The 20,960-nt window shown below is 30.9% G+C and carries 19 protein-coding genes; 17 read left to right on the top strand and 2 right to left on the bottom strand.

All coding sequences use genetic code 11. The features are described 5' to 3' along the window. Positions 1-166 precede the first annotated feature (166 nt). From ACVHXK_RS12900 to ACVHXK_RS12870, 7 genes are all read left to right on the top strand, one after another. A complete protein-coding gene (locus ACVHXK_RS12900) occupies positions 167-2,119 on the top strand; it encodes a sucrose-specific PTS transporter subunit IIBC (RefSeq protein ID WP_461206812.1) in 1,953 nt (650 codons plus the stop codon). Positions 2,120-2,494: 375 nt separating this feature from the next. After that, positions 2,495-3,820, top strand: coding sequence for an ABC transporter substrate-binding protein (locus ACVHXK_RS12895; RefSeq protein ID WP_461206811.1), 1,326 nt, complete (start codon positions 2,495-2,497; stop codon positions 3,818-3,820). 79 nt (positions 3,821-3,899) lie between these two features. Next, positions 3,900-4,784, top strand: a complete 885-nt coding sequence (locus ACVHXK_RS12890; RefSeq protein WP_461206810.1) for a carbohydrate ABC transporter permease — start codon at positions 3,900-3,902, stop codon at positions 4,782-4,784. Beyond that, positions 4,784-5,611, top strand: coding sequence for a carbohydrate ABC transporter permease (locus ACVHXK_RS12885; protein ID WP_461206809.1), 828 nt, complete (start codon positions 4,784-4,786; stop codon positions 5,609-5,611). Before ACVHXK_RS12890 ends, ACVHXK_RS12885 begins: the two co-directional genes overlap by 1 nt. 193 nt (positions 5,612-5,804) lie before the next feature. Then, entirely contained in the window at positions 5,805-6,809 is a 1,005-nt protein-coding gene (locus ACVHXK_RS12880) for a LacI family DNA-binding transcriptional regulator (protein WP_461206808.1), read from the top strand. 160 nt (positions 6,810-6,969) lie between these two features. Next, complete coding sequence (locus ACVHXK_RS12875) at positions 6,970-7,941, top strand: adenylylsulfate kinase (protein ID WP_461206807.1); 972 nt, start codon at positions 6,970-6,972, stop codon at positions 7,939-7,941. Between the two features lie 54 nt (positions 7,942-7,995). Next, positions 7,996-9,711, top strand: coding sequence for an alpha-amylase family glycosyl hydrolase (locus tag ACVHXK_RS12870; protein WP_461206806.1), 1,716 nt, complete (start codon positions 7,996-7,998; stop codon positions 9,709-9,711). A 150-nt stretch (positions 9,712-9,861) separates the two neighbouring features. Here ACVHXK_RS12870 and ACVHXK_RS12865 read toward each other — a convergent pair whose 3' ends face one another. Continuing rightward, the gene (locus ACVHXK_RS12865) at positions 9,862-10,209 is read right to left on the bottom strand and encodes a cupin domain-containing protein (RefSeq protein WP_461206805.1); all 348 of its coding nucleotides are present in this window, start codon (positions 10,207-10,209) and stop codon (positions 9,862-9,864) included. Between the two features lie 448 nt (positions 10,210-10,657). Here ACVHXK_RS12865 and ACVHXK_RS12860 point away from each other — a divergent pair, with 448 nt between their 5' ends. The 10 genes from ACVHXK_RS12860 (at position 10,658) to ACVHXK_RS12815 (ending at position 20,007) form a co-directional block, all read left to right on the top strand. Further along, complete coding sequence (locus ACVHXK_RS12860) at positions 10,658-11,713, top strand: LacI family DNA-binding transcriptional regulator (RefSeq protein WP_461206804.1); 1,056 nt, start codon at positions 10,658-10,660, stop codon at positions 11,711-11,713. Further along, positions 11,706-11,861, top strand: a complete 156-nt coding sequence (locus tag ACVHXK_RS12855; protein ID WP_461206803.1) for a hypothetical protein — start codon at positions 11,706-11,708, stop codon at positions 11,859-11,861. Before ACVHXK_RS12860 ends, ACVHXK_RS12855 begins: the two co-directional genes overlap by 8 nt. 14 nt (positions 11,862-11,875) lie before the next feature. Further along, positions 11,876-12,874 carry a nickel pincer cofactor biosynthesis protein LarC gene (larC, locus tag ACVHXK_RS12850; RefSeq protein WP_461206802.1) on the top strand — a complete coding sequence of 333 codons (999 nt, stop codon included), beginning with the start codon at positions 11,876-11,878 and terminating at the stop codon, positions 12,872-12,874. 8 nt (positions 12,875-12,882) lie between these two features. Next, complete coding sequence (gene larE, locus ACVHXK_RS12845) at positions 12,883-13,683, top strand: ATP-dependent sacrificial sulfur transferase LarE (protein WP_461206801.1); 801 nt, start codon at positions 12,883-12,885, stop codon at positions 13,681-13,683. An 87-nt stretch (positions 13,684-13,770) separates the two neighbouring features. After that, complete coding sequence (gene larB / locus ACVHXK_RS12840; protein ID WP_461206800.1) at positions 13,771-14,520, top strand: nickel pincer cofactor biosynthesis protein LarB; 750 nt, start codon at positions 13,771-13,773, stop codon at positions 14,518-14,520. Between the two features lie 128 nt (positions 14,521-14,648). Continuing rightward, positions 14,649-15,623 (top strand): AEC family transporter, encoded by a 975-nt coding sequence (locus tag ACVHXK_RS12835; protein ID WP_461206799.1) that lies wholly within the window; start codon positions 14,649-14,651, stop codon positions 15,621-15,623. Positions 15,624-15,869: 246 nt separating this feature from the next. Next, positions 15,870-16,538 carry a haloacid dehalogenase type II gene (locus ACVHXK_RS12830; RefSeq protein WP_461206798.1) on the top strand — a complete coding sequence of 223 codons (669 nt, stop codon included), beginning with the start codon at positions 15,870-15,872 and terminating at the stop codon, positions 16,536-16,538. Between the two features lie 23 nt (positions 16,539-16,561). After that, positions 16,562-17,200 (top strand): flavodoxin family protein, encoded by a 639-nt coding sequence (locus ACVHXK_RS12825; protein WP_461206797.1) that lies wholly within the window; start codon positions 16,562-16,564, stop codon positions 17,198-17,200. A gap of 83 nt (positions 17,201-17,283) precedes the next feature. Continuing rightward, positions 17,284-18,660 carry an aldehyde dehydrogenase gene (locus ACVHXK_RS12820; RefSeq protein WP_461206828.1) on the top strand — a complete coding sequence of 459 codons (1,377 nt, stop codon included), beginning with the start codon at positions 17,284-17,286 and terminating at the stop codon, positions 18,658-18,660. A gap of 192 nt (positions 18,661-18,852) precedes the next feature. Then, a complete protein-coding gene (locus ACVHXK_RS12815; RefSeq protein WP_461206796.1) occupies positions 18,853-20,007 on the top strand; it encodes a hypothetical protein in 1,155 nt (384 codons plus the stop codon). A gap of 63 nt (positions 20,008-20,070) precedes the next feature. Here the strand turns inward: ACVHXK_RS12815 and ACVHXK_RS12810 are convergent, their stop codons facing one another. Further along, entirely contained in the window at positions 20,071-20,877 is an 807-nt protein-coding gene (locus tag ACVHXK_RS12810; RefSeq protein ID WP_461206795.1) for an MBL fold metallo-hydrolase, read from the bottom strand. Positions 20,878-20,960 lie beyond the last annotated feature (83 nt).

Raw genomic sequence — 20,960 nt, 5'->3', positions numbered from 1 at the left:
TAAACCTAGATCAAATTTAGAATATTATTCAAGTTTTTGTCTTGAAAAGTATCTTAAATTTGCTTTAGGTTTTTTATTTGCTTATTTTTCAATGATAGCTATAAAGTATCAGTAAAATAAAGTACTAGCTAGATAAATTTTTATGTTTTCATACAGGAGGACAACAATGGATTATGGTAAAATTTCAAAAGAAATTGTTGGGTTGGTAGGAGGAGAAAAAAATATAGAAAGTGCTGCTCATTGTGCTACTAGATTACGCCTTGTTTTGAACGATGAATCTTTAGTTAACGTAAAAGAGATTGAAAAAATAGAAGAAGTAAAAGGTACATTTAAAAGCGCAGGACAGTTTCAAATAATTATTGGTCAAGGAACTGTAAATAAGTTATACGAAGAGATGATGAAAACCACTAAAATTGAGAGGGTTAGTGTAAGCGATGCCAAGAAAAAAGCCATGAAGAATATGAATCTATTCCAAAGATTTGCAAGAGTTCTCTCAAATATTTTTGTTCCGATTATACCAGCCATTGTAGCTAGTGGATTGCTTATGGGTCTACTTAGTATGGCGATAAAATTTCAATGGGTAAACGATTCAAGTGGCGTAATTACTTTACTTGATATGTTCTCCAATGTTGCTTTTGTTTTTATGCCGATACTGATTGCTTTTAGTGCGGCAGAAGAATTTGGAGCTAATCCATTTTTGGCAGCTGCTTTAGGGGGAATACTTATACATCCTAATCTTCAGAATGCTTGGACATTAGGAGGTGGTATTGAGCAATATATTGATATTTTTGGATATAGTGTAGGAATGATTGGATATCAAGGAACAGTTCTTCCTGTACTAATAGCTGTTTGGGTCATGAGCTATATAGAAAAAGGGGTAAGGAAAATCGTACCAGATATTTTAGATATTATTTTAACTCCCTTTATAACATTGATAACTACTGCAATTATATCTTTACTTGTAATAGGACCTTTTGGAAGATTTATTGGAGATGGAATTTCTATCGGACTGCAATTCCTTTATAATACTGCAGGACCTTTAGCTGGTGTTATCTTTGGAGGTTTATATTCGTTAATAGTAATAACTGGTATTCATCATAGTTTCCATGCTATTGAAGCTGGTTTGCTTTCAAATCCTGATATTGGAGTTAACTTTTTACTTCCAATATGGGCAATGGCTAATGTTGCCCAAGGAGGAGCGGCTTTTGCTGCATATTTCAAGACTAACAATAAGAAAATTAAAGTTATTGCAATTCCAGCAGCTACTTCATGTATGCTAGGAATAACAGAAGCTGCAATATTTGGTGTTAATTTAAGATTAATAAAACCTTTTATAGCAGCAGCCATAGGTGGTGCAGTAGCAGGGGGGTATGTGGTTTTAACAAAAGTGGTAATGACTTCTGTTGGGGTAACTGGAATACCTGGTATAGCTATAGTACAACTAGGTTCTTTGCTGAATTATATTATAGGAATGATTATTGCATTTGGAGTTTCTTTTGCTTTAACATGGATATTAGGTTTTAAAGAGAATGACGAAGAAGAAAAAACTTTAGGAATTGAAAGTGTAGAAAAAATAAATAATAAACTAGAAATTGATAGTATACAAAAACTTGATAGTATACAAGAAATTGATGATATACAAAAACTGAATGATGCAACTAAGATAGAAGAGTGCATTATATCTCCTTTGTCGGGCGAAGTGATTTGTTTAAGTGAGGTTCCAGATAGAACATTTTCAGAGAAAATAATGGGAGATGGAGTTGCAATATTACCTAGTGAAGGTACAGTAACATCGCCAATAGATGGAGAGATAACCTTAGCTTTTGAAACAAAACATGTTATAGGAATGGTAAGTGAAAATGGAACAGAAATTCTTATTCACGTAGGAATAGATACTGTGAAAATGAATGGTGAAGGATTTAAATCATTTATAAAAACAGGAGACAAGGTAAAAAAAGGAGATAAACTTATAGAAGTAGATCTAGAATTAGTAAAATCTTTAGGATTTTCTACTATAACACCAGTTATAATTACAAATACAAATGAAGTAATATCCATTGATATAGTTGATGATAAGAAAGTTAATAATAGTGAAAAGCTTATGATTGTTGTAAAGTAGGTGTTTTCAAATTTTAATGGGCAATTAGAAAGTAGTAATGAGCAATTTGCAATTATAGTTAAGGAAGATTTTGCTGGGCAAAATCTTTGGAATAATTAAATAGCTATAGGTTCTCGATGATAGGAGAAAAATATAATATTGATATATAAGTAGTTAGAAAAAAGAGGTAGTAAGTGTACCAATCAGGAAATCGGTTTCCTGGAGAAATAATTAAATCATTATCTTAAAAAGAATTTTAAATTTTTTATGATTTTGATTTGTAAAAGAGTATTTTTTTAAGCTTTCATAAAAATCTTATAAGGGTTTATGAGCTTATTATAATAAATTCAAACAAGGTTCTTAAAAAGAATCACAAAAATTTAGGGGGTATTAATTATGAAAAAAAGAATTATTTCAGTAGTAATGGCAACAGTATTAAGTTTATCATTATTAGCAGGTTGTGGAAATTCAGGCAATAATGGTAATGAAGGAAACAATACTAGTGGAAGCAATACAGAGGCTACTAGTGAAGAAGTGAAAGTAACTTTTGTAAACTCTAAAGCAGAAATTCAAACTCAATTAGAAGAAGCAGCAAGTTTATTTAGTGAGCAAAGTGATAATGTAACAGTTGAAGTTATTCCTTGTCCAGATGGTACATCACCTTTTGAAAAAATATCATCAATGTATGCATCAGGAAATGCACCAACTTTAGCTATGATGGATCCTAATGATATTCCAAAATTCAAAGATAAATTTGCTGATTTATCAGATGAAAAATGGGTAGGGGATACAGTAGATGGAAACCTAGATGCAGTAACTATTGATGGTGCTGTAAAAGCATTCCCTTTAACTATTGAAGGATATGGTCTTATATACAATAAGTCAGTATTAGATGCAGCAGATGTTGATCCAATGGCAATCAATACAACAGATGCTTTAAAAGAAGCTTTTGAAAAGATTGATGCATCAGGAGTATCTCCTATGATTTTATCTCCTATGGATTGGTCACTTGGAGCACATTACTTTGCACTTACTTATGTTCAACAAGATAAAGATCTAGCAAAAGCAGAAGAATTAATTGCAGGTTTAAAAGATGGTAGTGTTAATCTTACAGATAATGATGTGTTTAATGGTTATATGGATACTTTCGATATATTAAAAGAGTACAACATTGATATGAATGACCCATTAGCAGGTACTTATGATAGAGGTGCTGAAGTAGTAGCAAAAGGAGAAGCTGGATTCTGGTTTATGGGTAACTGGGCTTGGCCTCAAATTGATGAATTTAATGAAAATGGATCTGATTTCGGTTTTATTCCAGTACCAGTAAGCAATGATGCTGCTGATTATGGTAATACTCAAATTACAGTTTTCCCATCAAAATTCATAGGTTTAGATGTTGAGCAAAACACTGTAGAACAACAAGATGCAGCTAAAGAGTTTTTAAATTGGTTAGTATATGACGAAGTTGGTCAAGATTTATTAGTTAATAAAGCAAATATTATTCCAGCTTTCAAGAACATAACTCTTGAAGCAAAAGACCCATTAGCAAAATCAATAAAAGAATATATGACAAAGGGTAATACTTTAAAAGGAATTGCTAGTCTTCCTGGAGATCACTGGGCAGAAGTTGGAGCATCTATGCAAAAATATTTAGTTGACCAATCAGACAGAGAAACACTTGCTGAAGATATTAAAACTTACTGGGGTTCAGTACAATAATTTTTACTAAAATATTGTAGCGGATATTAAGCTATATCCGCTACATTTTTACCAATTATTCATACAAAGGGGTGTTAAAATGAATCAGGAAAAGAGTTTTATGCAAAAACTTAAAACCTATATAATGTTTGCTGGACCATCTACCTTCGCCTTTCTTACAGTAATAATTCTACCTTTTGTTTTTGGTATATATTTGACCTTTACAAACTGGAATGGTATTTCTTCTGCACATAGTATTGTTGGTTTTGATAATTATTTAAGTGTATTTAAGGATACAGTATTTTGGGGATCCTTTGGTTTAACAATAAAATATGTTTTGTTTTGTGTAGTTCTTGTTAATGTAGTGGCATTTTTATTAGCTTTTATTTTAACTAGTGGAACAAAAGGACAAAACTTTTTTAGAGCAGGTTTTTTTACTCCTAACTTAATAGGTGGGATTTTACTTGGTTTCATATGGAAGTTTATTTTTTCCAATGTTTTAGTTTATTTAGGTAATAATTTTGATTTAACTATTTTTTCAGCATCATGGCTTGCTAATTCTGATAAAGCCTTTTGGACATTAGTAATTGTTACTGTTTGGCAGTATTCAGGGTATATGATGATAATTTATATTGCAGGATTTATGAATGTTCCTGCTGATATATTAGAAGCAGCTGATATTGATGGAGCTAGCCCTTTAACAAAATTGAAAAGTATCGTATTACCTATGATGATTCCATCTTTTACAGTTTGTCTATTTTTAACACTTCAAAGAGGATTTATGGTATATGATTTAAATATAGCTTTAACTGGTGGTGGACCATATAAAAGTACTGAATTAGTTGCGATGCATGTATATAATAAAGCTTTCTTATCCCAACAATATGGCGTAGGTCAAGCAGAAGCATTCTTCTTGTTTTTGATGGTTGCAGCAGTTACTTTAGTGCAGGTTTACACTACTAAGAGGATGGAGGTTGAAGCATAATGAAAAGAACGAAAAGAATAATGAATGCATTAAAGTTTATTATATTAAGCGTGATTTTAGTTTTTTATATTGTTCCATTTGTCTTTGTGCTTATCAATTCGTTTAAAGATAGAAAAGAAATTATAGCAAATCCATTAGCTTTGCCAAATGCAATTAATTTCTTTAACTATATAGATGCATTCAAGAAAATGAATTATCTCCATAGTTTTACGAATTCTTTGATAATAACTTTTTTTTCTGTTGCTATAATAGCTCTTTTCTCATCTATGACTGCTTATATATTTGTAAGGAAAAATTGGAAGATCAACAAAATAATATTTTTTGGAATGTTAGCTTCAATGATAATACCATTTCAAGGTATAATGATTCCTTTAGTTAAAATTTACGGATCAATTGGATTTTTCAATAATAAATGGTCTTTGATTTATATGTATTTAGGATTTGGTTCGTCTCTTGCAATTTTTATGTATCATGGTTTTATCAAGAGTATACCTAAATCTTTAGAGGAAGCTGCTATGATTGATGGATGTACTCAATTTCAGACTTTCTGGAAAGTAGTTTTTCCTTTGCTAAAACCAACAACTATGACAATTGTAATACTAGATGTTCTTTGGATTTGGAACGATTTCTTATTGCCAAATCTAGTATTGATAGCTGAAAAAGAAAGAACATTACCATTATCAACATACTATTTTTCAGGCACATATACTGTTGAGTATGGACTATCTATGGCTGGTTTGATGCTGACAGTATTACCAGTATTGATTGTATATCTATTCATACAAAAACACATAATAAATGGTGTTCTTCAAGGCTCAGTAAAATAATTTTCATGAACACCTGTCAAAAATGGCAGGTGTTTGTCATTAATGTATAGAAAAAGAGACTTTATGTAGTTTGAGATTTTAAGCTTTAGTTATTTTATTAGTAATAAGTATGAAAAATCAATTGACATTTGGAAATCGGTTTCCTATAATAGAAAGGGAGTTCTTTAAACCATTCTAGATGGAGGAAAATAAATTGAAGACAACGATAAATGATATAGCAAAAATTGCAGGAGTATCAAAAGCAACAGTATCTAGAGTGCTTAATGAAAGTAAACCTGTAAGTGATGAGATTAGAATGAGAGTTGAAAAGGCCATTAAGGAAAATAATTATAAACCAAGCTCCATTGCTAGAAGTCTAGTTAATAAAACAACAAACATAATTGGCGTAATAATTCCTGATATAGGAAATCCATTTTTTTCGCAATTAGTGAAAGGAATACAAGATGGTGCTAATGAAAATGGATACCACATTATGCTTTGTAATACCTATAAAAATGAAGAAAAAGAAATTGAGTATTTAGAAATACTTCAAAATCATCAAGTAGATGGAATAGTATTTTTAACAACTACAATACAAAACTCTCACAAATTATTTTTTCAAAAAAATAAGATTCCTGTAGTTTCAGTTAGTAGAAGATTTAAAGAATTGTCTATTTCAAGTATAGATGTAGATAATTATAGTGCTGCCTATGATGCAACTAGTTATTTGATAAATTTAGATCATAAAGAAATTGCAATGATAAGAGGCGATATTGATAATAATTCCGTTGATTTTGATAGATTTGAAGGATATAAACAAGCTATAATAGATAGTAATATAGATTTTCATGAAGAATTAGTAGTGAAAGGAGATTTTTCTGTAGAAGGTGGTTATAATGCTATGGGGAAACTACTTACACACAAACAGCTCCCAACGGCTATATTTTGTGCTAGTGATCATATGGCGTTTGGGGCAATAAAATGTGCACATGAAAGTGGACTTATAGTACCAGATGACATATCTGTAATTGGTTTTGACGATATTCCTTTAGCATCAATGTTTATTCCATCCTTATCTACTGTTAAACAACCTATATATGAGTTAGGCCAAAAAGCTATACAAACAATAATATCTGAAATTCAATCTAAATCTAAAGCACAAAATATTGTTCTGTCAACTGAAATAGTTATTAGACAAAGCACTAAAAGAAAGAAGTAAGATTATTATTGTAAAACAAGGGAAACCGGTTTCTTAAAAAAGCATAAAAAAAATATTAATTGCAAATCCATTATAGATAAAACTTTTAATATAAATTGCTTTATAAATAAACAATTAGTTAAAACACATTCAAAAATATTATAGATGAGGAGGTTTTATTATGTGTAAAAATTCAATTAATGAAAATATGAAAGAAATTAAGAAAATTTCTCTTGACGGTGAGTGGGTAGCGCCCGAAATTTCTGATTTAAACGCTATTCCAAAAGGGGATATGCCAGGAGATAAAATTGAAATAAACGAAAAACATTTAGAAAAAGCAAGAGTTATTTTCCCGAATTTGTTAGAGTTATTACTTCCAGTTTTAAATAAGCAGTCTAATGGACGTGCTGTTATTGCTGTTCATGGTGGCTCAGGTGTAGGAAAATCCGAAACAGGTGCTTTAATTGCATATTATTTAAATGCTATGAATATTGGAAGCTATGTACTATCAGGCGATAACTATCCTCATAGAATACCCAAAAAAAATGATGCAGAAAGAGAAAGAGTTTTTAAAGAAAGTGCAGTCAAAGGATTAGTTGCTCGTTATGAATTTACAAAAGAAAGAAATGCTAAAATTCAAGAGCTACAAGATAGTGGAAATGACTCTAGTAGAGAATATATAAAAGAATTTCCTTGGCTCGCTGTTTATCAGGAAGAAGGCCGCAAAGGACTTCAAAATTACTTAGGAACACCAAACGAAATTGATTTCGCTGAATTAAGTAATATAATAGCTCAATTTAAAAATGGTGCAGATGAAATTATGCTTAAGAGAATGGGAAGAGAAGAAAAAGAATTATGGTATGATGAAGTGGATTTTAGAGGCAAGAAAGTATTAGTAATTGAATGGACACATGGTAATAATCCGAATTTAGAAGGAGTAGATATACCAATTCTTTTAAATAGTACACCAGAAGAAACCCTTGCTCATCGCAAAGCTCGTAATAGAGATGGCAAAACAGATAGTCCATTTACTATGATGGTTTTAGAATTAGAGCAAGAAAAATTAGCAACGCAAACTAAAAATGCAAAAATTATATTAACTAAAAGTGGAGAAATAATCTCATATGAAGAATACCAAAAACTAATGGGGTAATTTAAACTTAAAGCTCTGTTTTAAAGAATTGTTGATTTTTATAGGAGGAATAATATGAATAGTAATTTTACAAAGGCTGGGGCTATGTTAAATGCTTATCCAGATAGCATAGGTGGAACTTTAGGTGATATTGTTGATTTTTTAAAAAAATCTGAGGTTAAAGGGGCTTTTGAATCCTTCTATATACTTCCAAGCCTTTTTAATACAGACTTAGACAGAGGATTTTCTGTAATAGACTATGAGTTAAATGAAATGTATGCATCAAAAGAAGATTTAGAGGAATTAAAGGAAGAAGGTATAAGTTTTAAGTTTGATTTTATACTAAATCATGCCTCAGTATTGTCAAAGCAATTTCAGGATATATTAAAAAATGGTGAAGCTTCTAAATATAAGGATTTCTTTATTAATTGGAATAAATTTTGGCAAGGCCACGGTGAAATGACTCCTGATGGATATATTCAACCAGATGAAGAGTTAATTAAATATATGTTTTTTAGAAAACCAGGACTTCCTATTTTAAATGTTCGTATGCCTGATGGAAATGAGGTGCCATACTGGAATACTTTCTATCAAGAAGTAAAATATGATAGAGTAGATGCCCAAGATTTGATGAAGGAAATAGATATTCAATATAGGGCTGCAGAAATGCTTTCAAAGGTTATCAATGAATCTCTTGATAAAGAAATAAAACCAAAGGATATAGAATTTGGAAGATTTGAAGCTTATAGTGAAAAGGCTATAGATCTATTAGAATCAAGGCGTAAGTATTTAGGACAAATGGATTTAAATATTAAATCACCATTAGTTTGGGAGTTTTATGAAGATACTTTAAAAAAGCTATCTCAATATGGAGCAGAAATTGTAAGACTAGATGCCTTTGCTTATGCACCAAAAGAGCCAGGTGAGAAGAATTTTTTTAATGAACCGGGAACTTGGGACTTATTATATAAAGTTAAAGAATTAGCTGACCAACATGATTTAAAGCTTTTACCTGAAATTCATTCAAAGTATGAGGATAAAACTCATGAGATAGTAGCAGAAAAAGGCTTCATGACTTATGACTTCTTTTTACCAGGGCTAATCATTGATGCTTTTGAAAGAAATTCTAAGGAAACTTTGGTTAAATGGATTAGTGATATTGTAGAAAAAAATATAAAAACTGTAAATATGCTTGGGTGTCATGATGGTATTCCACTTCTTGATTTAAAAGGATTGTTAAAAGATGAGCAAATAGAAAAGTTAATTAAAATTGTAGTAGATAGAGGCGGATATGTTAAAGACCTTCACGGAAAGAAGAATATGTATTACCAAGTAAATGCAACATACTATAGTGCATTAGGTGAAGATGATCAAAAGCTACTACTTGCAAGAGCTATTCAATTATTTATGCCAGGAAAACCTCAGATTTGGTATTTGGACTTGTTTGCAGGGAAAAATAATTATGAAGCAGTTGAAAAAGCTGGGGTAGGTGGACATAAAGAAATCAATAGAACTAACATAAAAGTAGATGAAGCAATAGAATTATTAGGAAAAGATGTAGTTGAAGCACAAATTGAGCTTTTAAGATTTAGAAATACTTGTCCTGCTTTTGGGTTTGATGCAAAATTAGAAGTTGCAGAGTCAGAAGATAATGTTTTAAAACTAACTTGGAAAAATAATGGACATATAGCTACACTAGAGGCTGACTTAAAAGATTTTACGTATAAAATAGTTGCGAAAGATGAAGAGGGAAAGTTTATTTTTAGTTGCACAAGTGATGCGGAATTTTAATATTGAAAAGCCAATGAAAGTAGCTTTGACAGTTGCTTTCGTTGGCTTTTATTGTTTATAAAATAAATATAATGTTTTAAACATATTTTTGAATATAATCATAATTGGATATTTATTATCAGTATTTTAAGGGTAGCAATTCATAATGAACTATTTATGTCCTTCTTTTGGCACAATGCAAATGAATTCTAACTCAGAATCACCAGTATTCATAAATTGATGTAGTTTGTCTGATGGTACATATGCAAATGAGCCAGCTTCTATCTGTTTGTCTTCGCCATCAAGATGAAGAACTCCTTGTCCACTAATAATATAATTTATGTGAGGCCATGCATGAGTGTGTCTTGGAGTAAATCCTCCCTTTTCTAGTTTGAAGGTTCTCATAACGTAACCTTCCCAGCCTTCTTCTGGAGAAATAAGTACTTTCATAAAGGCACCTTTAACCTCAGGATTATCAATTTTAACTTCTTCTACTTTGGATTTGTGTGAAACTATCATAATTTAACCTCCTAGATTTAATTTTATGGTGAAATAATAATATTTATAGGTGAATGTATTTCAAAAAATTAGTTTCTATGAATACAGTCTAATTATAACATGAAATTCACTAGAATATTCAAAAAAAGACTAGGGAATTAATGAAGGTTAATGCTGATTGCTTCAAGAAAAAAAGAAAAGGTATGAAAAATCTTCATACTTGTAGGTTTTTTCTCAGATGATATTATATAAATAAGCTCAGAAACGTAAAACATATAAATTTTATATGCAGAAGAAATAGGAGGTCAACTTTTAATGTAGTTTTATAGCTAATCCTTGAATCAACATTAATTGCACATTGATAATTACTAAATATATTTAATTAGCCAAACGGTTGGCTAAAACGAATATAATTTTTGTTGATACTTTAGTATAAGCTATGTTACTATTTAAAAGACGAGGTTTAATTATGAAAATAAAAATGAAAGACATTGCAGAAGTAGCAGGAGTTTCAATTACAACAGTTTCAAGGGTACTTAATGGCAACAGAAAACAGCCTGCAAGTCAGGAAACCGTTGATAACATTTGGAAAATAGTTAAAGAAATGGGTTATATACCCAATAAGAGTGCTAGGAATCTAGTAAAAGGTAGCGAGGAAGAGGATGTAATTGCAAATAAGATTGGCTGTGTATTTACCTCAACTTTTGATTTGAACAATGATCCCTTTTTCTCTTGTATTGGTTTGGGTATACAACATGAACTAAATAAAACAGCCTACAATCTAGCTTTTACTTTGCAGGCAGGTAATATGAAGTATGATGAAATTTATAAATACATAACCAAGTATGATGTTGATGGAATCATTCTTATGGGAAGTATTGATTACAGTACCTTAGATATGATAAAAGGGGCTGTGGAGCATATTGTATATGCAGGGGTAAATGGAGTTGAAGATTCATTTGATGAAGTCATTTGTAATGGTTATGATGGAGCAACAGCTGCCATTGGACATCTAATAGATATGGGACACAACAAGATCGGTTACGTTGGCATAACTTCAAGGAACAAAAAAATGATTAATGAGAACAGATATAAAGCATATTGCGATGTTTTGCAAAAAAACAATATGCCTATTGATGTAGATTATGTGGTATCAACTGAATTAAAAACAACATTAGCCTACAATAATATGAAAGAATATCTTAGTAATAAAAACAAAGAAAAATTACCTACGGCTTTATTTTGTGGTAATGACGCTGTAGCCTTTGGTGTAATGAAAGCTTTAAAAGAAGAAGGATTTAATATTCCAGAAGATATTGCCATAATAGGTTTTGATAATGTTGAAATGACTCAGTTTGTAACACCGCCATTATCGAGTGTCGCAGTGCCTAGAAAGAAACTAGGAGAACAAGCTGTTAAAATGCTAATTGAGAGAATTGAAAACAAAAGAGACTATTCCATGAAAGTGAATTTACCATATAAGTTAATCCTTCGTGAGAGCTCTGATTATTATAGAAATGACTGATAATAGAGTTATTGTATTAAACCAGGGGTCAATTGTAGCTGATGATTTACCTATGAATATATATAGAAATAAGAATTTGTTAGAAGAGAATGGGTTAGAGCCACCTTTAAGACTTCAGGCATGCCCAATATGTAATAATAATAATTAACAAAGGAGACGAATATGAAAATATTATACTATGATGTTTTTTGTGGAATTAGTGGAGATATGAATTTAGGAGCACTAGTTGACTTGGGTGTTGACTTTGATTATTTGGAAAAAGAGCTTCAAAAGCTTAATATAGATGAGGAATTCCATCTAGAGTTATCTAGAGATATGAAACATGGTATTAGTGGTAGTAAGGTAGATGTTATACTACATAATCAACAAGGTGTAGAACAAGAGCATAATAAACACATTCATAATGGGAGCCATCAGTTTATGCATGAACATAAACACCCAAAGGTACATAGTGATGAACATAATCATAATCATGATAACGAACATAGTCATAATCATGAACAAAAGCAAGGGGAAGAATACCAAAATACCCATTCACATATAGAGGGAGCTCACCAGCATAACCACTTACATAGTGAGCAAGAGTGCAATCATACTCATACACATAATGAAGATAATCACCATCATTCACATAAAGATAATCATCATTCCCATAGGAATTTTGGGAGCATACGTCATATGATACAATCTAGTGACCTAAAGGAAAAGGTTAAATGTAGAGCTATTGAAATGTTCCGCCTTGTTGCAGAAGCTGAAGCTAAAGTTCATGGGAAAACTATTGATGAAGTACATTTCCATGAAGTAGGAGCTACGGATTCTATAGTTGATATAGTTGGTGCAGCTATTTGCATTGATGCTTTAAAAGTTGACAAAATTATGGCATCTAAAGTACAAGTAGGGGGCGGATTTGTCAAATGTGCCCACGGAATGATGCCAGTTCCTGCGCCTGCAACTGTAGAGATTTTAAAAGATGTGCCATTAAAATTTGATGTAGTTCCATACGAGACTACAACACCTACTGGAGCCGCCATTCTAAAGGCAAATGTAAATGAATTTAGTGATTCTAAAGATTTAAATATTACTAAAATAGGATATGGTGTAGGGAATAAAGATTTTGAAGTACCTAATTTATTAAGGGTATATTTGGCAGAAAATAAATAGGAGAGTGAATGATTATGAATAAAACAAAAGAACTTATAGAGTATATAAAAGGGCTTGAAAGTGTAGGGGTAGCTTTTTCAGGTGGTGTTGACAGTACCTTTGTAGCTTATATTGCAAGAGAAGCTCTAGGAGATAAAGCCGTTGCAATAACTATTGAAACTCCATATATACCTAAATGGGAAATTGAAGAAGCTAAGGAACTAGCTAAGGAAATAGGAATAAAACATATTATTATCCCACTGGGAATTGAAGAAAGTATAGAAAATAATCCTGTAGATAGATGTTATTTATGCAAAAAAGTAGTTTTTAGTAATATAATAGAAGAAGCCAAAAGACAAGGAGTTAAAACTATCATAGATGGTACTAATTTTGATGACACTAAAGACTATAGGCCTGGTTTGAAAGCCTTAGCTGAACTAAGGGTGGAAAGCCCACTTATGGCGTGTGAGTGGACAAAAGATATGATAAGAGAGCAATCAAAGGAAGCTGGTCTTCATACACATGATAAGCCTGCTTATGCTTGCCTTTTAACTAGATTACCTTATGGAACTACTATAGACAAAGAAGAGCTTAGAAGAATAGAAGAGGCAGAACTAATTATGATGGCGTTAGGATTTAGGGCTGTTAGAGTAAGGTCTCACGGCGATTTGGCAAGAATAGAAGTGGCAAGAGAATTAAGAGAAAAACTTTTTGATGTTGATTTATTAGACCAAATTTCAGAAAAAATAAAAGCCGTTGGCTATAGATATGTTGCAATAGAAGCAGCTGGATATTCTATGGGAAGTTTAAATAAACAAATTACTAATTAATGATAATATATAGAACCAAGAAATGAAGTATAATTTTAATAAATATTATATATGAAATCTAATAAGTAAAATCTAAGGAGAGTAAATATGGATAAAAGTGAATTACAAGGATTACTTTCTAAAGTTCAGCAAGGTGAAATATCCATTGATGAAGCTGTTGATACAATTGATTTGCCTGAATTTGGCCATCTTGGCTTTGCAACTATAGATAATCATAGACAAAGAAGAGTAGGATATCCAGAAGTAATCTATGGTGGAGGTAAAACAGACCAGCAGGTTGCCGATATCGCAGCTTATATGACTTCAAATAAGCAAAATGTATTAGTTTCAAGGGCATCAAAATCTATGTTTGAAGCAGTAAAAAAATGTTGTGACAATGCAGAGTATAACGAACTTGGAAAAACAATTGTTATAATGAACCAAGAACTCCAAATTAGTGAAGGCACAATAGCAATTGTAGCTGCGGGAACCTCTGATCTACCAGTAGTTGAAGAGGCATATGAAACTGCAAAAATATTAGGAAACAAAGTAGAAAAAATTGTTGATGTAGGTGTAGCGGGTATTCATAGATTATTTAATCGTCTTGAAGATATAAAAAAAGCAAGGGTTATAATAGTTGTCGCAGGAATGGAAGGGGCTCTTGCTAGCGTTATAGGTGGATTAGTAGATAAACCTATAATTGCAGTACCAACTAGCGTAGGCTATGGAGCAAATCTTGGAGGTATCGCAGCTCTTTTATCTATGTTAAACAGTTGTGCTAGTGGAGTTAGTGTAGTTAATATTGATAATGGATTTGGTGCGGCTTATAATGCAAGTATTATAAACCAAATGAAATAAACAGATTGGAAACTTATTTTCAGCTACTCAATTTTGGGTAGCTTTTTACATTTGTGGGAAATCATATTAAAAGTATAGTATAATATAGTTGAGTTACACTGTTAGAATACAATTTGTTGGAGGTATTTATGAATAAATTTATTTTTTCACTTAGTCTAATAATTATTGGTCTCTTGATAGGTTACATATTACAAATATTCATAAAAAACAAATGGATAACAATCCCGTTAACTACAGAAAAATTAACTAGAAATATGCAGAAAGTTGCATTACTGTTTCTAAATCCTATAGCATTAGTAGGGGCGCTATGGATAGTTAATTTAAATAGCATAAAGCTAATGGTTTTACCTTTTTTAGGGTTCTTTGCTCTGATTTTGGGTGGGATAACGGCATTTATATTTGGGAAATTACAAAAATTAAATAGAAAACAGATGGGAGCATATGTAATCAGCGGTAGTTTTACTAACTTAGGTACCATTGGAGGACTTATTTGTTTTACTTTTTTTGGAGAAGTGGGTTACGCCCTTGTACCGTTGTATAAATTATTTGAAGAATTAACTTACTATGGTATAGGATTTCCAATAGCGAAGGCATATAGTGGGGCAAGCTCAGAGAGAGAATCTTTATGGACAAGATTAAAGAATGTGTTTAGCGATGTTTTTATAATTGTAGCTTTTTTGAGTATATCAATAGGGCTTATTCTAAATTTTTTATCAGTAGATCGTCCAAAATTTTACAGTGAACTCAATAGTATAGTAATACCACTAATGACAATTATATTGCTAGCTTCTATAGGTTTAAATTTGAAATTCAACAATATGGGTAAATATATCAAACCTAGTTTATTAATTGTTATAATAAAGATTGTTATAGTACCTGTTACTATTACAATATTAGCTTATATTTTAGGCTTAGAAGAAATAAACGATGGGTTGCCATTAAAAGTAGCCTTAGTGTTAGCAAGTATGCCAACAGGATTTATTGCTATGGTACCGCCTACTATATATGATTTAGATTCTGATTTAGCCTACACTGTTTGGATTGCAACAAATGCTAGCTTGATTATAACTATTCCTATTTTAGGAATAATAACGAAATTTTAATAAATGCTATCATCTGAGATAGCTCTTCCATCTGGTATTGGATTACTTTTCAACACTCTTTTTAATGTTGTTGATACATATTATTTTGTTCTATTTCCTAGGAAATTATTTAAATTTAAGCATTTTAGGTGTTTGGTGGGGTATTGTAACAATCAATTGGAGTGGTAATAGATTTGACAAGGTTATATGAGTTACGATAAAATATATTCAACCGGTTGACTATGAAATGGCGAGAGGAAGATCAAAATGATAAAAGCAGTATTTTTTGATATGAATGAAACTTTATTAAATTTAAGTTTACTTAAGAAGAATTTCAAGAAGAGTTTTCACGATGAATATGTATTACAGTATTGGTTTACTAAGCTTTTACATACATCCACAATAATGGGTAGTATGGATAAATATAAAAATTTCGGTCAATTAGCTGAAGTTGTACTAGACAGTGTCTTTCTTGAAGGAGGCAAAGAATTAACGGATTCTACCAGGGAAGAAATATTAGGCTCATTTAGGAATTTAGCAGCATATGAAGATGTACCTGAAGCTCTTAAAATTCTTAGGCAGAATAATATAAGAGTTATTGCCGTATCGAATTCATCCTTAGAGATGATGAAAGAACAACTTACAAATGCGGGGATAATAGAATTGTTTGATACATATTATTCTGTGGATGCTGTGCAAAAATATAAACCCTTTAGCGATATATATAAATTTGTGGCTGATGAAGAGAATTTAGAGGTAAATAATATAGTCATGGTTGCATCTCATGATTGGGATTTATTCGGAGCAAAAAAAGTGGGTTTGAAAACAGCATATATAAAAAGAAAAGAAGTTATATTTAATCCATATTTTAAACATCCAGATGTAGCTGAAGGAAATATGGTTGATTTAGTAAATAAGATTATGAAAATAAAATAATTAAACTAAGGAGAAAATAAATTATGATTTTAGGAATATCAGGAAGTCCAAGACCAAATAGAATCACAGCTAATGCAATAAAAGAGGTCCTCGCCAATGTTAAAGATGAAACAGAGTATATTTCTCTTGCAGGTAAACAAATTGCAAGCTGTATCAGCTGTCTTGGGTGTACAAAGGATAATAAATGTGTAGTTAAAGATGATTTTCCAGAAATAGCAGAAGTAATGGTTAGAGCAGATGCTATAGTAATAGGAGTCCCGAATTACTATAATGTACCTAACGCATTATCACATAGTTTGTTAGAAAGATGTTTTTGTTTCCGCCATCAAAGTGCATTTCTTTTAAAAGATAAACCTATTATTATTCTTTCAACAGGATACTCTGCTGATGAAGAAAATAGTCAGGTGCTGAAAATAGTTGAGAATTTCGCAGAAAACAATAAGATGAATGTTGTATCAAAATTTTTAGTGGGTGCTTTTTCTCAATGTTATACTTGTGAATATGGTTTAACTTGTGCTGATGGTAATGTTGTAAGGAATAATGGATTTGTGGATGAAATTACTTTTGAAATGTTACCTCCTGAGTTTGATATGCAAATGGAATCAATAAAAAAATGTCAAAATGCAGCATATTTATTAGATAATATTTTGAGTAATGAATAAAAATAAGTGCCAATAGAGAGAAACTATATGGCAAAGATAATTAAAAAAGTTAATGATATAGTCGGTATAAAAAGGGGTGATATATTATAATAAATTACACAAAAATCATAGAAAAACATAGAAATTATTACTACAAAGGTGAGACAAAAAATATTGAATATAGACTGCAAAAATTAAGAGAGCTGAAAAAAACTATTCTCATATATGAAGATGATATTGCGGAGGCGCTATATAAGGACCTTGCAAAATCTAAACATGAAGCTATAACTACGGAAATAGGGTTTACTTTGAATGAAATCAAAACCGTTATGAAAGGACTTCCAAAATGGGGCAAGGTTAAAAAGAGAAAAACTAACCTTATAAATTTTCCAGCTAAATCTTATACGTTTAGGGAACCCTTTGGCGTGACACTTATTATGGGGCCTTGGAATTATCCTTTTCAGTTGGTAATGGCGCCACTTATCGGTGCTATTGCAGGTGGAAATTGTGCTGTAGTAAAACCTTCAGAATTAGCACCAAATACGGCGATTATTCTTGAAAAAATAATAGCAGAAACCTTCGATGATAAGTACATTTCCATTATTCAGGGAGGTATACCAGAGACAGAGGCACTTTTAGAGGAACATTTTGATAAAATTTTCTTCACAGGTAGTACAAAAGTAGGAAGTATAGTTATGAGCAAAGCATCAAAACATTTGACACCAGTAGTCCTTGAACTTGGAGGTAAAAGTCCTACTATAGTTGATGATACTGCAAATTTGACTAAAGCTGTTAAACGTATTGTTTTTGGAAAAGGAATTAATGCAGGACAAACCTGTGTGGCTCCAGATTATGTACTAGTGCATGAAAAGGTAAAAGATGCTTTTTATAAAACATTTAGTAAAGTAGTGAGAGAATTATACGGAGATGATTTGCTAGGGAATGATGATTACGGCAGAATGATAAATAGTAGGAATTATGAAAGAGTGAAATCTTATATAGGTGATGGAAAAGTTATTTTTGGTGGTGGAACTGATGATGAAAATCTCCATATTGATTTGACGTTAATAGAGGTTCTGAATCTTGATAAGCCTATTATGAAAGAGGAAATCTTTGGACCAATATTACCAATAATAAGTTATAGTAATTACGGGGAGTTAATAAATATCATAAGAAGAAATTCAGATCCTCTAGCGCTGTATGTATTTAGTGAAAATAGAGAATTTATAGATTCATTAATTAAAGATGTTCCCTTTGGTGGAGGGTGTATCAATGACACAATTATGCATCTTACTAATGAGCACTTACCCTTTGGTGGCAGAGGGAGTAGCGGGATAGGTAATTATCATGGATGGTATAGTTTTGAAGCCTTTACTCATGAAAAATCAATTCTCAAAAGTTCAACATTTTTTGACTTGCCACTGAGATATCCACCTTATAAAGAAAAAGTATTATCCTTAATTAAGCGATTGATGTACTAATGTTTTGGACTTAAGTTACTTTTTAGTGACTTAAGTTATTTTTTTGTCTAAATTTAGTGACTTCAGTTATGCTCTGAAAAAGAAGTAATTACCTTTGATGTGTTGATGTTAATAAGGAGTTTCAATAGAATAATATTATGAATACAAGGAAATTTTTTTATAACAAAGTAATAAATCAAAAAGGGGGATTATATGAAAAATAAATTAGTAGTTTTAATTATGATTTTATTGACTTTAGTTTTTTTAGTTTCAGGTTGTGGGAATGCAGAAGAGGACAGTGGAGAAAATGAGAATAATAAAGCAGTGGAAGAGGTAGTTGAAAAAGAAACACAAAAAAATGAAGAAACTGATGAAGAATCTCAGCAGGGTGAGTCTAATATTGAAGGCATTAAAAATGAGATTTCATCAATAAAACCACCTAATGAGTTTAATATGGTAGTTGAAGGGGCAAGTAAAGGATCAGATTTTGAGTTTGAACTTAAGTATGATATCTATTATAGAAATAATGATGTAAGAATAGATACTTATTGGGAGGATAAGGCCATTTCTTCAGCTATTTATAATGAAAAAGATGATGCTACTTATGTACATACAATGAATTATACAGATTATGCAGAGTATTCAAAGGGTAATTTATTACCTATAAGATTAATAGATGTAGATTTTTTAGAAGGAATTGAAATGGATACGTCTGATATGACTCTAACTGCGAATTATGAAACTTTTGAGGGAGAAAAAGTTTTATATATAAAAAGTAGTATAAATAATGGAGTAACTACAGAAATGTGGTACTCACTAGAGTACTTAGTACCGATAAAATTTCATGAAGTATCTATAGATGAAGATGGAAAGGAAGAAATTGATTGGCAGGTAGTTAGGGTAGATGAAACGACACCAATTGATGACGATGTTTTTTACATACCGGACGATATAGAAATTAATGAAAATAGTGCAGATGATTACTATGGAGATGATGATTACTATGAGGATGACGATTGGGAATCTGAAGATGATTATTCAGATGAGCCAATGTACCCTACTACAGAGGAACAATCAAACAAAACAAGAGAATTGCTTTTATATAAGGTCGATTATATTGATGCAGAAGATGTAAGTATGTTGGATATGACACAAATATTTTATTATTCAAATGAATCATATGAAAATCTAGTTAAGTATTTTAAGGGGCTGCTAGAAGATACAGAAGATTATTACATTATGGAAGAAGATAAAAAAACATCATTTGATGGAACGTTAAATGGAAATCCTGTAATTGTAATAGTTAATAATTATATGAAATATGAACCAGAGGTTGACGGGAATGGAGTTAATGTAAATTATTATTAATATCAATACTAATAGCGAATTAAAAGCTGACCAAAGATGGACAGCTTTTAATTAACATAGTATTTAAGATATTTGTTTTTGTGATTCTAAAAAGATTGTAGTTTTAGGTAATATGTCTTTGAACTTTTCTAGTGATTTTATTGTGGATTTTCTATAGCCGAATTTATCATCTTCTTCAAAAGGCAAATGAAAAACTAACAATTCTTCAGGCCTAATTATTTCACTAATTATTTTTCTACCTTTTGATAAGCAAATAAAAGGAAAGTTTAAAAATGCAATATCTATTTTTTCTTCAGCTAGAAACTTTCGGAGGAATTCCTCATCTATAGATGTGTCTCCAATATGCAAAAATGTTTTTGTTCCTAAATTTATGATGTAGCAATAATTATTTATATTCTGATAATCCACTCCATCATGTAATGACCTAAAATATTTTATACTTATATTTTCAAAAGAAATATGTTTTATTTCACCGATTTTAGAGTGCAGTAAGATTTTGTTTTGTACTTCTTCTAGTGTTTTGCTACTATTATTTTGCATTTCTCTTTCTAAATATTTAGGCGAAATTAAAAATGTACTTTTGTTATTGTGAGTATATTCTAAAACTTTTTTTGCATCCATATGATCTATATGCTGGTGAGTGAATAATAGATAATCTATGTTATTGAAGGGTTCAATTCCTTTGACGATTTTATCTAATAATGATTTTGGTACAGAACTAAAAGATAGAGCTTTTTTTGAATGGATACCATCTACCAGAATTTTTGTGTTATTATATTCAATCATTATACCTGCATTAGCTATATAAGTAATAATGCACGTATTTATTATTTCATTCTTATAATCATTTTTTGAGGAAATCATATTCATTATAAAAACTCCTTTTCTAGATAATATTCTTTTACTTTGATAATAAATATCTATTATGCAGTAGTACGGAATAAATCAACGCT

The sequence above is a fragment of the Clostridium sp. DL1XJH146 genome, assembly GCF_054819755.1.
Note: the sequence above shows the minus strand (reverse complement) of the source record. Positions and strands in the feature narration are given on the sequence as shown.